Raw genomic sequence first — 12970 nt, forward strand, 5'->3', positions numbered from 1 at the left:
CAGCTCCGCGGCCGCGCCGCGCAGCACTTGGGGCCCGGGCCCCTCCTTCGGGAGGAGCCCGGGCCCCTCGTTTGCAGTCACCCCGCGCGCCGGATTTGTCATATCTTCATAGCGTTGGCTCCATGAAGCACTCACCGCGTCTTTGGACGGTACTCAGCTGCTCCCTGCTGGTCGCGTCCCTCGGGGCCGGCGCCACCGCATGCGGGTCCGGCGACAAGAACCCGCTGTCAGCCCGCCCGTACGACGCGGGCGAGCAGGTCGCCTTCAACCAGAGCGCCGGGACCCGCCCCGTGAACCCGGACCGGCCCCTGGAGATCACCGCCAAGAGCGGCGGCGGCCGGATCACCGATGTGCTGGCCGTGGACACCCACGGCCGCCGCCTGGCGGGCGAACTGAGCGCCAAGGGGGACCGCTGGCACAGCACGACCCCGATGGCCTCAGGCGTCCGCTACACGGTCACCGTGAGCACCGAGGACGAGCGGGGCGCCCCCGGGCAGCGCACGCTCACCTTCGACACCACCCCGTCCAAGGGGATCCTGAAGGTCGAGTTCGGCCCGGACGAGGGCAAGTACGGCGTCGGGCAGCCCATCACCGCCGAACTCAGCGAGCCCGTCAAGGACAAGGCCGCCCGCGCCATCGTCGAACGGGGCCTCGTCGTCGACACCCCGCCCGGCGTCGAGGGCGCCTGGCACTGGGTGGACGACAAGAACCTCCACTACCGGCCCAAGGACTACTGGCCCGCCAACTCCGCCGTCTCCGTACGGAGCAACCTGGAAGGCGTCAGGATCACCGACGAGCTCCACGGAGCCGTGGCCAAGCCGCTGAAGCTGGAGATCGGGGACCGGGTCGAGGTCACCACCGACGCCTCCTCGCACTACCTCACGTTCCGGCGCAACGGAGAAGTGATCAACACCATCCCGGTGACCACCGGAAAGCCCGGCTTCTCCACCCGCAACGGCATCAAGGTGGTGCTGGGCAAGCAGTACTTCGTACAGATGCGCGGCGACACCGTCGGCATCGGCGGCAGCGAGTACTACAACCTGCCCGTCTACTACGCCACCCGCGTCACCTGGAGTGGTGAATACGTCCACGCCGCGCCGTGGTCCGTCGGCTCCCAGGGCTACGAGAACGTCAGCCACGGCTGCACGGGCATGAGCACCGGCAACGCCGCCTGGTTCTACGAGAACATCACCGAGGGCGACATCGTCAAGGTGATCAACAGCATCGGCGACGACATGGACGTCTTCGGCAACGGCTTCGGAGACTGGAACATGGACTGGAAGGACTGGCGTCAGGGCAGCGCCCTGCTCAAGGGCACCCAGGAAGGCCGCAGTCCGGTCGACCAGGCCCGCCTGCGCCCCACCGTCTAGGTGGTCGCGGGCCGGTCCCTCCCCCCGGACGCCGTCCGGGGGGAGAATCCCGGCTCATTCACCCGTACGGGCCCCTGCGGGGCACACACGGGCACACGCGGGCACACACGGGGCCCGTAGGACGGATCAGGCGTCCAGGGACAGACGGGTCCTCAGGAGGCCCGCCAGGGTGTCCGCGAACTGCACCGGGTCCACCGGAAGGGTCACGGCGGCGTCCGCGCGGCTCCACGTGGCCAGCCAGGCGTCCTGGGGGCGCCCCATCAGCAGCAGCACCGGCGGACACCGGAAGATCTCGTCCTTGATCTGCCGGCACACGCCCATGCCCCCGGCCGGAACCGCCTCGCCGTCCAGCACGCACACGTCGATTCCGCCCGCGTCCAGCTCCGTCAGGACCGCCGGCAGCGTCGCGCACTCCAGGAACTCCACCGGCGGCAGGTCCGCGGCGGGCCTGCGTCCTGCCGCCAGCCGCACCTGCTCCCGGGTGCCCGCGTCGTCGCTGTAGACCAGAACCCGCGCAGTCGCCCGCATTTCGTTCCTCCACGTGGCCGTGAATCACGTTGATGTTGCGCGGGATGCTACTCCTCCCGGTGCGCCGTCAACATCGGTTCGAACATGTCGCAGGTGGCGGCGCGCAGGGCTCATCTGATGGGCCGTTCGGGCCTTGCACACGCCCCTGACACTCCGAACGGCACCCCCCGGGGTGAGGGCGGGATAAGCGACCGACATAATGTCGGTCGTGGCGACAGCAACGACAGTAGATACCGGGCACGCGCACCCGACGGTCAACCGGCCGAACCTCGTCAGCGTCGGAACCATCATCTGGTTGAGTTCCGAGCTGATGTTCTTCGCGGCCCTCTTCGCGATGTACTTCACCCTGCGATCCGTGATGGGTCCCGAGTTCTGGACGAAACAGGCCGAGGCCCTGAATCTTCCCTTCTCGGCGACGAACACCACGATCCTGGTGCTTTCCTCGCTCACCTGCCAGCTCGGCGTATTCGCCGCCGAGCGCGGTGACGTGAAGAAGCTCCGGACGTGGTTCATCATCACGTTCGTCATGGGTGCGATCTTCATTGGCGGCCAGGTGTTCGAGTACACCGAGCTGGTCAAGCATGAGGGCCTGTCCCTCTCGTCGGACCCCTACGGCTCGGTGTTCTACCTGACCACCGGCTTCCACGGTCTGCACGTGACGGGCGGTCTCATCGCCTTCCTGCTGGTCCTCGGCCGGACGTACGCGGCCAAGAGGTTCACCCACGAACAGGCCACGTCGGCCATCGTCGTGTCCTACTACTGGCACTTCGTCGACGTCGTCTGGATCGGCCTCTTCGCGACGATCTACCTGATCAAGTAGCGAACACGTCACCGGGCAAGACCCGGCACTCCATCCAGACACACCGACGCAGAAGATCCTGACACCGGGGTAATCCGTGAAAAAGCTCTCCGCACGACGACGCCATCCGCTGGCGGCGGTCGTCGTTCTACTCCTCGCGCTGGCGGCCACTGGGGGGCTGTACGCCGCCTTCGCCCCCGCGGGCAAGGCGCAGGCCGATGAAACCGCCCAGTCCCTCGCCATCGAGGAGGGCAAGAAGCTCTACGCCGTGGGTTGCGCAAGCTGCCACGGAACCGGCGGTCAGGGTTCCTCTGACGGCCCGAGCCTGGTCGGCGTCGGCTCCGCGGCCGTCGACTTCCAGGTGAGCACGGGCCGCATGCCCGCCCAGCAGCCCGGCGCCCAGGTGCCGAAGAAGCCCGTCATCTACGACCAGGCGCAGATCGACCAGCTGGCCGCGTACATCGCGTCCCTCGGCGCCGGTCCGATCACGCCGACCGCGAAGCAGTACGACCCGGCGGGCGCCGACATCGCCAACGGTGGTGAGCTCTTCCGCAACAACTGCGCGCAGTGCCACAACTTCACCGGCGAAGGCGGCGCGCTGACGAACGGCAAGTACGCCCCCAACCTTGAGGACGTCTCGCCGAAGCACATCTACGAGGCCATGCAGACCGGCCCGCAGAACATGCCCTCCTTCCCCGACAGCACCATGCCGGAGAAGCAGAAGAAGGACATCATCGCGTACCTCCAGAACGTCAACGGCGAGAAGTCGACCAGCCCCGGCGGCCTGAAGCTCGGTGGCCTCGGCCCCGTCTCCGAGGGTCTGTTCGGCTGGATCTTCGCCCTGGGTGCGCTGATCGCTGTCGCCGTCTGGGTCGCGGCCCACACCGCTAAGGCCAAGAAGTCATGAGTAGCCAAGAGATTCCCGAAGAGAAGCACCTGCCGAGCGAGCAGGGCGACGCCCACCACAGTGGCGTAGCGGTCGCGGACGACCCGTTCGCCGACCCGGGCCTGCCGGTCCACAAGCCCCGCATCCAGGACATCGACGAGCGGGCGGCGAAGCGCTCCGAGCGCACCGTCGCGATGCTCTTCATCCTGTCGATGCTGGCGACGATCGGCTTCATCGCGTCCTACGTGATCTTCCCGGTCGACAAGATCGTCTACATCTTCCCCATCGGGAAGGTCAGCGCGCTCAACTTCTCCCTGGGTCTGACCCTGGGCGTGGCCCTCTTCTGCATCGGCGCGGGCGCGGTCCACTGGGCCCGCACCCTGATGTCCGACGTCGAGGTCGCCGCCGAGCGCCACGAGATCGCCGCTCCGCCGGAGGTCAAGGCGCAGGTCCTGCAGGACTTCGCCGACGGCGCGAACGAGTCCGGCATCGCCCGCCGGCCCCTGATCCGCAACACGCTGCTGGGCGCGATGGCCATGGTGCCGCTCGCCGGCGTCATGCTGCTGCGCGACCTGGGCCCGCTGCCCGAGGACAAGCTGCGCAAGACCGTGTGGGCCAAGGGCAAGCTGCTCATCAACGACAACACGAACGAGCCGCTGCGTCCCGAGGACGTGCTCGTCGGGTCGCTGACCTTCGCCAGGCCGGAAGGCCTTGAGGAGGAGCAGCACGACTTCCAGGTCCAGATCGCCAAGGCCGCCCTGATGATCGTCCGTATCCAGCCGGACGACATCAAGGACAAGAAGGAACTGGAGTGGTCCCACGACGGGATCGTGGCCTACTCCAAGATCTGCACCCACGTCGGCTGCCCGATCAGCCTGTACGAGCAGCAGACGCACCACGTGCTCTGCCCGTGCCACCAGTCCACCTTCGACCTCTCCGACGGCGCCCGTGTCATCTTCGGCCCGGCCGGTCACGCGCTTCCGCAGCTGCGGATCGGCGTGAATGACGAAGGCTTCCTCGAAGCGCTTGGCGACTTCGAAGAGCCCGTCGGTCCTGCATTCTGGGAGCGCGGATGAGCACCAGCGTCAACAACGAGCGCAAAGCACCGGCCGGCGAGCGAGTAGCGGACTGGGCGGACGGCCGCCTGGGCATCTACGGCCTGGCCAAGGCCAACATGCGCAAGATCTTCCCGGACCACTGGTCCTTCATGCTGGGTGAGATCTGCCTCTACAGCTTCATCATCATCATCCTCACGGGTGTGTACCTGACGCTGTTCTTCCACCCGAGCATGAACGAGGTCGTGTACCACGGCTCGTACGTGCCGATGCAGGGCGTCATGATGTCCGAGGCCTTCGCCTCGACACTGGACATCAGCTTCGACGTCCGCGGTGGCCTGCTGATCCGTCAGATCCACCACTGGGCGGCGCTGATCTTCGTCGCGGCGATGATCGTGCACATGATGCGCGTCTTCTTCACCGGCGCGTTCCGCAAGCCGCGTGAGGTCAACTGGATCTTCGGCTTCCTGCTGCTGGTCCTCGGCATGTTCACCGGCTTCACCGGTTACTCGCTGCCGGACGACCTGCTCTCGGGTACCGGTGTCCGCTTCATGCAGGGCGCCATCCTGTCCGTCCCGGTCGTCGGCACCTACCTGTCGATGTTCCTGTTCGGCGGGGAGTTCCCGGGCGGCGACTTCGTCGCACGGTTCTACTCGGTGCACATCCTGCTGCTGCCCGGCATCATGATGGGCCTGCTCGTGGCCCACCTGATCCTGGTCTTCTACCACAAGCACACCCAGTTCGCGGGTCCCGGCAAGACGAACAACAACGTCGTCGGCATGCCGCTGCTGCCGGTCTACATGGCCAAGGCCGGAGGCTTCTTCTTCCTGGTCTTCGGTGTCATCGCGGCCGTCGCGGCCATCGCCACGATCAACCCGATCTGGGCGCTCGGCCCGTACCGCCCGGACCACGTGTCCACCGGTGCGCAGCCCGACTGGTACATGGGTATGCCGGAAGGCCTGATCCGAGCCATGCCCGGCTGGGAGATCAACCTGTGGGGCCACACGCTCGTCCTGGGCGTGTTCATCCCGCTGCTGCTCTTCCCGCTGGTGCTCGGCGCGATCGCCGTCTGGCCGTTCATCGAGTCCTGGGTCACCGGGGACAAGCGCGAGCACCACATCCTGGACCGCCCGCGCAACGTCCCGACCCGTACGGCCTTCGGTGTCGCCTGGATCGCGGAGTACATCGTGCTCCTCATCGGCGGTGGCAACGACATGTTCGCCCAGTACTTCCACCTGTCGATCAACTCGATCACCTGGTTCGTCCGGATCGGCTTCTTCGTCGTCCCGGTCCTCGCCTTCATCGTCACCAAGCGGATCTGCCTCGGCCTCCAGCGCCGGGACCACGACAAGGTGCTGCACGGTCGCGAGACCGGCATCATCAAGCGTCTGCCGCACGGTGAGTTCGTCGAGGTCCACGAGCCGCTCCCGGCGGGCCAGCTGCACAAGCTCACCGCGCACGAGCAGTACAAGCCGATCGAGATCGGCCCGACGGTCGACGAGAACGGTGTCGAGCGCAAGGTCAAGGCCACCGAGAAGCTGCGCGCGAAGCTCAGCAAGGGCTTCTACGGTGAGAACAACCAGATTCCGAAGCCCACGGTGGAGGAATACAAGGAGATCCAGTCCGGCCACGGCCACCACTGATCCCCGTATGAACGCATGAGGGACTGATTTCGGTCAGTCCTGGTGTCGCCACGGCGAGAGCCCCGTCCAGTGTCTGGACGGGGCTCTTTGCCGTAACCGGGGCTGGATAGGCTGATCCCTGACCGATCAGACGTGGGCGCCGGAAAACGAGGACGGCCCACCGACAGCAGGAGCGGACCATGAACGTTGCGACCCCGGCAGGCGGCGACAGCGTGGCGGCCCGTGGCTGGCCGGGCGTTCTCGACGCTCTGCTGACCGGCCAGGACCTGCGCGCGGAAGACACCGCCTGGGCCATGGACCGGATCATGCGGGGGGAGGCCACCGACGCCCAGATCGCCGGCTTCACGGTCGCGCTGCGGGCCAAGGGGGAAACGGTCGAGGAGATCAACGGCCTCGTACGGGCGATGTACGCGCACGCCAACCTGATCGAGGTGCCGGGCCGCACGGTGGACATCGTCGGCACCGGCGGCGACGGGGCCAAAACGGTGAACATCTCCACGATGTCGGCGGTCGTGGTGGCCGGTACCGGCGCCAAGGTCGTCAAGCACGGCAACCGCGCCGCCTCCTCCGCGAGCGGCTCCTCGGACGTCCTGGAAAAGCTCGGCGTCAACCTCCAGCTGAGCCGCGAACGGGTCGTGGAGGTCGCCGAGGAAGCCGGCATCACCTTCTGCTTCGCGGTGAAGTTCCACCCGGCACTGCGCCATGTGGCCGCGGCCCGCAAGGAACTGGGCATCCGGACCTTCTTCAACGCGCTGGGCCCGCTCACCAACCCGGCCCGGGTGCGCGCCCAGGCGACCGGTGTGGCCGATCCCCGGATGGCCCCGATCATCGCGGGCGTGCTCGCCGAGCGGGGCTCCTCCGCGCTGGTCTTCCGCGGCGACGACGGCTTGGACGAACTCACCACGACGTCGACCTCGCGCATCTGGTGGGTCCGCGACGGCAAGGTCTCGGAGCGGGCCTTCGACCCCCGTGACGTGGGCATCTCCCTGGTCGACGTCTCCGCCCTGGCCGGCGGGGACCCCTCGTACAACGCGGACGTGGCCCGCCGCCTGCTGGCCGGCGAGACCGGACCGGTCCGCGACGCCGTGCTGCTGAACTCGGCGGCGGCCCTGGTGGCCCTCGACCCGGGCCCCGGCAGCCTGGAGGAGCAGATCACGGCCGGTATCGCCCGTGCGGCGCAGTCCATCGACTCGGGCGCGGCGCGGGCCGCCCTGGAGCGCTGGGTGACGGCCAGCAACGCGTAGCCGTGTGAGAACGGCGTGAAAGCAACGACCCCGGTCCGCCATTCGGACCGGGGTCTTGCGTTCGGGCGATCTTGTGGCAGGATGCTGACCAGGTCACGAGTGACAGCGTTTAGGCCCCGGCTTGCTGTCCGGCAACCCTCCTTCCGTGGCGGGGTGCCCCGGGTGATGACCAGGTCGTAGGCAGCAAGGCCTACGGCAAGCGCGGATCCCTCGACACCAGGGGTCCTGGTCTTCTCGAGGAGCTTTTTCCGTGAGCAAGCGAATGCGATAGGGCGACTCCGCCCCTACTTCACCCTCGGATCAGGGTCACTTCCGTGTACCCCCGCCCAGCGCGGACCGAGGACTCTCCCGTACCCCGGACGGCCGCAGCGCCGTACCCGCGTACGGGCACACCGAAGCCATTCAGCCCTGCCTGCCGGGAGATACCGCCATGTCCGCAACCCTGAACGCCGCCGCCGCCACCACCGCCGCAGCCACCGCCGACCCCGCCTGTGCCGAGCCGCTCGCGGTCCTCGGCCGGGACGTCACCGTCCCGCTCGTCACCGGCGGCGAGGTCACCTACGCGGCCCTCGACTACGCGGCCAGCGCCCCCGCCCTGCAGCGGGTCTGGGACGACGTGGCCGCGTACGCCCCGTACTACGGCAGCGTGCACCGCGGCGCCGGCTACCTCTCGCAGCTCTCCACCGACCTCTTCGAGCAGAGCCGGGTCACCGTCGCCGAGTTCCTCGACTGCCGCCCCACCGACCAGGTCGTCTTCACCCGGTCCACCACCGACTCGCTGAACCTGCTCGCCGCCGTACTCCCCGCCGACTGCCGGGTGTTCGTCTTCGAGACCGAGCACCACGCCTCCCTCCTGCCGTGGGTCGACGAACAGGTCACCTACCTCGACGCGCCGCGCACCCCCGCCGAGGCCGTCGCCACCCTGGAGCGGGCGCTCGCCGACCGCGACCCCTACGGTCCCGCGCTGGTCTGCGTCACCGGCGCCTCCAACGTCACCGGCGAGCTGTGGCCGGTCAAGGAACTCGCCGCCGCCGCGCACGCCCACGGCGCGCGCATCGTGCTGGACGCCGCCCAACTGGCCCCGCACCACCCCGTCTCCGTGCAGGAGCTGGACGTCGACTGGGTCGCCTTCTCCGGGCACAAGCTCTACGCGCCCTTCGGCTCGGGCGTGCTCGCCGGACGCGCGGACTGGCTGCAGGAAGCGCAGCCGTACCTGGCCGGAGGCGGAGCCTCCCGCAAGGTGGCCCGGCGCGAGGACGGCGGCGTGGACGTCGAGTGGCACACCACCGCGGCCCGCCACGAGGCCGGCTCCCCGAACGTCATCGGCGTGTACTCCATCGCCTCGGCCTGCAAGGCCCTGACCGAGGCCGGCTTCGAGAACCTCGTCGCCCGCGAGCAGCACCTCATCGCGAAGGTCCGCAGCGGCCTGGCGGAGGTCCCGGCGGTCCGGATCCTCTCCCTCTTCGGGGACGACGCCCCGCGGGTCGGCGTCATCTCCTTCGTGGTGGACGGCTGGAACAGCTCTCACTTCGCGGCCGCGCTGTCCGCCGAGTACGGGATCGGCGTGCGCGACGGCCTGTTCTGCGCCCACCCGCTGGTCCGCACCCTGCTGGGCAGCGAGCCGCAGGCCCAGGGCGAATGCGGAGCCCCCGAGGCGGCGCCGGGGGAGCGCTCGCTGAACGCGATCCGCGTCAGCTTCGGCGCGGGCACCCCGGACGAGCACGTCGACCGCTTCGTCGGCGCCGTGAAGGAACTGGTCACCTCCGGAGCCAAGTGGCAGTACCGCACGCAGGAAGGCCGCTGCGTACCTGCCGTGTAGCGGCTTCCCTGCCGTGGTGGGTCGCCTCAATCGCCGGCGGGGCCGGTCCCCTGCGGGGCCGGTCCCCTGCGGGGTGCTCGGCAGTTCACGGCGGGTCCGGATCCTCGCCGGGCTCCGCCCGGACCCGCGCCTCAATCGCCGGCGGGGCTGGGTGGTGTGGGGCGGTGCCCCGCACGAGGGTCTCCTCGGCTCGGCGCGTTCGGGCTTGTCCCGGCCAGGCGGCCGTGGTCGCGCCTCGTCCTGCGGGGACCCTCCTGCGTGTCCCCACCCCACGGCAGGGCTCCGACAGCGACGGCGTGAGGGGTGGGGGGACGGGGCGGGGTGTCCCCGCAGGACGAGCGCGCAACCACCGAGAACAACCGAGACAAACCCGCACGCGCCGAGCCGAGGAGACACCCCGCCCCGGCCCCCCCACCCCGACACCTACAACCACCGTCCACCGAGGCCCGGCCCCGCATTTCCAGCCCCGCCGGCGTTTGAGGCGCGGGTCCGGGCAGAGCCCGGCAGACGGCCCGCGCCGAACACACAGCCGAGCTACCCGCAGGGTCCGGGCAGAGCCCGGCAGACGGCCCGCGCCCGAAGACACCGCCGAGCCACCCGCAGGGTTCGGGATACCGGCGGGCCGGAGCCGGCGCTACGCGTCCAGGCCGATCGCGAACGCCGCCTCCAGGTCGTGCTGCGAGTACGTGCGGAAGGCCACGTGGGTGTCCGTCGCCTCGACGCCCGGGATCTTGCTGATGCGGCCGGGGATGATGTCCGCCAGGTTCTCGTGACGGGCCACGCGGACCAGCGCGATCAGGTCGTACGTCCCCGTGACGGAGTAGACCTCACTGACGTTTTCGAGGGCGGCGATGGACTCGGCGATCTCGGGGATCCGGTCCACGCTGGTCTTGATGAGCACGATCGCGGTGATCACGGCTGGCTGTCTCCCTCGGTGGCCGTCGCTGGTCGTCTCACTCTAGTCGTACCCCGATAGCGGGCCCACGCGTAGAAGAACCCGAGCGAGAAGCCCACCAGATGGGCCAGATAGGCGACCCCCGGCCCGCTGTCGGCCCGCTGCGCGGCCACCCACTGGAGGGCGAACCAGAACAGCAGCACGATCCACGCCGGGAACCGCAGCGGCAGGAAGAAGAGGAACGGGAACAGGCTCGTCACCCTCGCGCGCGGGAGCAGGAAGAGGAAGGCGCCCAGCACGGCCGAGATGGCTCCGGAGGCCCCGACCAGTGTCTGCGGGGAGCCCGCGTTGGCCGCCGCGTACGCCGCCAGCGCCAGGTACCCCGTGCAGAGGTAGAAGACGAGGAACGCCGGGCGGCCCATCCGTTCCTCCGCCATCGCGCCGAATACGTACAGGAAGAGCATGTTCCCGAGCAGGTGCAGCCAGCCGCCGTGCACGAACAGTGCGGTCAGCGGGGTCAGCCAGGCGCGGGGGCTGCCCGTGAAGAGCTCGTCCGGGACCACGCCCCAGCGCCGGAAGTAGGCCGTCCCGGCGGACAGCAGTTCTTCCCCGGTCCCGTAGGCCGGGTTGAGTCCCGAGGCCGGGCCGAGTACGAACACCACGGCGCAGCCCGCGATCAGCGCATGGGTGACCACCGGTCCCCGGGCGGCCTCGCGAAGGGCCCGCCACCTTACGATCATGTGACAGAGCATGACGCAAGGGGACCCACCTGAAGCGGTGGCAGGCCGTAGGGTTACGAGCTGCGGTCCGCAGGACGACGCATACGGCGGCGCGGGCGGCTTTAATTGAATCAGCTACGAAGGAGAGAGCGGCCTGATGACGGTTCCCCTGCCGACCGACACCACCCGGTGGCGCTGCACCCTGTGCGGCAATCTCACGCGCTTCGACGTGACGCGTTCGTCGAAGGTCGTGGAGTACGTCCACCTGGACCTCGCCGGGGAGCCCAAGGTCGAGGAGCGCGAGGTGGTCAATGAGACCATCGAGTCGGTCCGCTGCCGCTGGTGCAACGCGGTGGACCAGATCGAGCTCGTGGACAGGCCGGGCGCGGACTCCTGACGGAGGCGCACCCACAGGAAGATCACGGTAGGGGTGACGGATTGTGGAGCCAGCAAGCGGCGCTGAGCCGGCCGACGCGGCCGGCGACGCCGCCGAGGCGCTCGACCACCCGCTGCCGGAAGGCGTGCGGCGCCGGGTCGTCGCGCTCGTCTCGGACGCCTTCGGCGGACTGACGGTCGCGGACCTCCCGGCGCAGCTGCGCCAGTATGCCCGGTTCACCCCGACCCGGCGCGCCAAGTTCGCGGGCAACGCCATGGCCGCGGCGGTCGAGACCGACGCCGTGTTCCGGAGCAGGGTCGCCGAGAAGCTGCGCGAGGCGCAGGCCGACCTGGCCGCCGCGCTGGAGGCCGGCGCGCCCCCGGCCGCCGCGGATCCGCTGGACGTGGCGGCCGCCGCCTTCATCCTGCGGCCGGCCGGCTGGGTCAAGCTGGTGGCCGCCGCGGGCGAGGAGGCGCAGCGCGCCGACGCCGAGCGGGTCGGCGAGGAGACCCGGCGCGAGCTGGAGCGGCTGCGTGAGGAGCTGGCCCACGCACGGGAGCTCCAGCGCGCGGGCGGGGAGCAGGTACGGGTCGAACTGGACGCGGCCCGCAAGGAAGCGGAATCGCTTCAGCGCAAGCTGCGCAGCGCCCTCAGCGACGTCAAGCGGGGTGACGCGGCCCTGCGCAAGGTGAATGCGGAGATCGACGGGATCCGCGGCGACGCGGCCGCCCGGGTGGCCGCCGCCGAGAGCGAGACCCGGCGGCTCAAGGCCCGTCTCGCGGAGGTGGAGACGGCGCTGGAGACCTCGCGCCGCGCCACCCGTGAGGGGCGCAGCATCGAGGACATGCGGCTGCGGCTGCTGCTGGACACCGTGCTGGACGCGGCCCAGGGGCTCCGCCGGGAGCTGGCCCTGCCGCCCGTGTCGACGCGGCCGGCGGACACCGTGGATGCGGTGGAGCCGGGCCGGATGACGCCGAAGGACATCGCGGCACGCGCCCTCTCGGAGACCGATCCGGCGTTGCTGGACCAGTTGTTGGCGCTGCCTCAGGCCCATCTGGTGGTCGACGGGTACAACGTGACCAAGACGGGCTATCCGACGATGCCGCTGGAGAAGCAGCGGCTGCGGCTGCTGGGCGGGTTGTCGATGCTGGCCGCGCAGACGGGCGCGGAGATGACCTGTGTCTTCGACGGGGCGGAACTGGCGGCCCCGGTGCTGCTCGCGCCGCCGCGCGGGGTGCGGGTGCTGTTCTCGAAGGCCGGTGTGACGGCGGACGAGCTGATCCGCCAGCTGGTGCGTGCGGAACCGCCCGGCCGGCCGGTGGTCGTGGTCTCCACGGACCGGGAGGTCGCCGACGGGGTGGCCAAGGCGGGCGCCCGGCCCGTGACGTCCGCTTTGTTGCTGAAGCGGCTTTCGCGCGTTTCGTAACTCCTCGCCGCAATGCCCGAATTGATGGGACTCGCGGGGGACGCACCGTCAAGTGACCTGCACAGAGCGTGCGCTGTAGGTAAAGAACCTGGTCGGGGGGCGAGTTTTTTCCCGGCAGGATTTGAACTGATCACAGATGGGTCACTAGGGTCTGCTCAAACCTTCGTGCGGTAGATCACTCATTCGGGGTGGCAGCGAAGGTGCTGCCGA

Annotated in this window: 12 protein-coding genes and 1 riboswitch; of the genes, 9 read left to right on the forward strand and 3 right to left on the reverse strand. The window is 69.5% G+C overall.

Annotated elements, in window-relative coordinates; all coding sequences use genetic code 11:
* The first annotated feature begins 122 nt into the window (after positions 1 to 122).
* The gene (locus KO717_RS25985; protein WP_301371637.1) at positions 123 to 1370 is read left to right on the forward strand and encodes a L,D-transpeptidase; all 1248 of its coding nucleotides are present in this window, start codon (positions 123 to 125) and stop codon (positions 1368 to 1370) included.
* A gap of 126 nt (positions 1371 to 1496) precedes the next feature.
* On the opposite strand, the gene KO717_RS25990 is transcribed toward KO717_RS25985, so the two are convergent.
* On the reverse strand, positions 1497 to 1898 hold the full coding sequence (locus KO717_RS25990; RefSeq protein WP_266597477.1) for a hypothetical protein: 402 nt from the start codon (positions 1896 to 1898) through the stop codon (positions 1497 to 1499).
* A 199-nt stretch (positions 1899 to 2097) separates the two neighbouring features.
* Between KO717_RS25990 and ctaE the strand changes: the two genes are divergently transcribed.
* The 6 genes from ctaE (at position 2098) to KO717_RS26020 (ending at position 9344) form a co-directional block, all read left to right on the forward strand.
* Positions 2098 to 2718 (forward strand): aa3-type cytochrome oxidase subunit III, encoded by a 621-nt coding sequence (gene ctaE, locus KO717_RS25995; protein WP_266390758.1) that lies wholly within the window; start codon positions 2098 to 2100, stop codon positions 2716 to 2718.
* 76 nt (positions 2719 to 2794) lie between these two features.
* Positions 2795 to 3604: a cytochrome bc1 complex diheme cytochrome c subunit gene (gene qcrC, locus KO717_RS26000; protein WP_266597481.1), complete on the forward strand. Its 810-nt coding sequence runs from the start codon at positions 2795 to 2797 to the stop codon at positions 3602 to 3604.
* Positions 3601 to 4659 (forward strand): cytochrome bc1 complex Rieske iron-sulfur subunit, encoded by a 1059-nt coding sequence (gene qcrA, locus KO717_RS26005; RefSeq protein ID WP_301371638.1) that lies wholly within the window; start codon positions 3601 to 3603, stop codon positions 4657 to 4659. The genes qcrC and qcrA overlap by 4 nt, the downstream gene beginning before the upstream one ends.
* Positions 4656 to 6281, forward strand: coding sequence for a cytochrome bc1 complex cytochrome b subunit (gene qcrB / locus KO717_RS26010; protein WP_301371639.1), 1626 nt, complete (start codon positions 4656 to 4658; stop codon positions 6279 to 6281). The genes qcrA and qcrB overlap by 4 nt, the downstream gene beginning before the upstream one ends.
* A gap of 179 nt (positions 6282 to 6460) precedes the next feature.
* On the forward strand, positions 6461 to 7525 hold the full coding sequence (trpD, locus tag KO717_RS26015) for an anthranilate phosphoribosyltransferase (RefSeq protein WP_301371640.1): 1065 nt from the start codon (positions 6461 to 6463) through the stop codon (positions 7523 to 7525).
* A 91-nt stretch (positions 7526 to 7616) separates the two neighbouring features.
* Positions 7617 to 7733, forward strand: a riboswitch (SAM riboswitch).
* Between the two features lie 222 nt (positions 7734 to 7955).
* Positions 7956 to 9344 carry an aminotransferase class V-fold PLP-dependent enzyme gene (locus tag KO717_RS26020; protein ID WP_301371641.1) on the forward strand — a complete coding sequence of 463 codons (1389 nt, stop codon included), beginning with the start codon at positions 7956 to 7958 and terminating at the stop codon, positions 9342 to 9344.
* Positions 9345 to 9978: 634 nt separating this feature from the next.
* Here the strand turns inward: KO717_RS26020 and KO717_RS26025 are convergent.
* Positions 9979 to 10260: an Lrp/AsnC family transcriptional regulator gene (locus KO717_RS26025; protein ID WP_030013053.1), complete on the reverse strand. Its 282-nt coding sequence runs from the start codon at positions 10258 to 10260 to the stop codon at positions 9979 to 9981.
* Entirely contained in the window at positions 10257 to 10991 is a 735-nt protein-coding gene (locus KO717_RS26030; RefSeq protein ID WP_301371642.1) for a rhomboid family intramembrane serine protease, read from the reverse strand. The genes KO717_RS26025 and KO717_RS26030 overlap by 4 nt, the downstream gene beginning before the upstream one ends.
* A 124-nt stretch (positions 10992 to 11115) precedes the next feature.
* Here KO717_RS26030 and KO717_RS26035 point away from each other — a divergent pair, with 124 nt between their 5' ends.
* Both KO717_RS26035 and KO717_RS26040 read left to right on the forward strand, forming a co-directional pair.
* Positions 11116 to 11355, forward strand: a complete 240-nt coding sequence (locus tag KO717_RS26035; protein ID WP_008738811.1) for a hypothetical protein — start codon at positions 11116 to 11118, stop codon at positions 11353 to 11355.
* Positions 11356 to 11395: 40 nt separating this feature from the next.
* Positions 11396 to 12760, forward strand: a complete 1365-nt coding sequence (locus tag KO717_RS26040) for an NYN domain-containing protein (protein WP_301374747.1) — start codon at positions 11396 to 11398, stop codon at positions 12758 to 12760.
* Positions 12761 to 12970 lie beyond the last annotated feature (210 nt).

The organism is Streptomyces xanthophaeus (assembly GCF_030440515.1).
Classification (GTDB): domain Bacteria; phylum Actinomycetota; class Actinomycetes; order Streptomycetales; family Streptomycetaceae; genus Streptomyces; species Streptomyces kutzneri.

What these genes read in the sequence shown, in the direction of transcription:
- KO717_RS25985 (WP_301371637.1), top strand. Translation starts at nt 123, where the DNA reads ATGAAGCACTCACCGCGTCTTTGGACGGTACTCAGCTGCTCCCTGCTG.
- trpD (WP_301371640.1), top strand. Translation starts at nt 6,461, where the DNA reads ATGAACGTTGCGACCCCGGCAGGCGGCGACAGCGTGGCGGCCCGTGGC.
- KO717_RS26030 (WP_301371642.1), bottom strand. Translation starts at nt 10,991, where the DNA reads ATGCTCTGTCACATGATCGTAAGGTGGCGGGCCCTTCGCGAGGCCGCC.
- KO717_RS25990 (WP_266597477.1), bottom strand. Translation starts at nt 1,898, where the DNA reads ATGCGGGCGACTGCGCGGGTTCTGGTCTACAGCGACGACGCGGGCACC.
- KO717_RS26035 (WP_008738811.1), top strand. Translation starts at nt 11,116, where the DNA reads ATGACGGTTCCCCTGCCGACCGACACCACCCGGTGGCGCTGCACCCTG.
- KO717_RS26020 (WP_301371641.1), top strand. Translation starts at nt 7,956, where the DNA reads ATGTCCGCAACCCTGAACGCCGCCGCCGCCACCACCGCCGCAGCCACC.
- qcrA (WP_301371638.1), top strand. Translation starts at nt 3,601, where the DNA reads ATGAGTAGCCAAGAGATTCCCGAAGAGAAGCACCTGCCGAGCGAGCAG.
- qcrB (WP_301371639.1), top strand. Translation starts at nt 4,656, where the DNA reads ATGAGCACCAGCGTCAACAACGAGCGCAAAGCACCGGCCGGCGAGCGA.
- ctaE (WP_266390758.1), top strand. Translation starts at nt 2,098, where the DNA reads ATGTCGGTCGTGGCGACAGCAACGACAGTAGATACCGGGCACGCGCAC.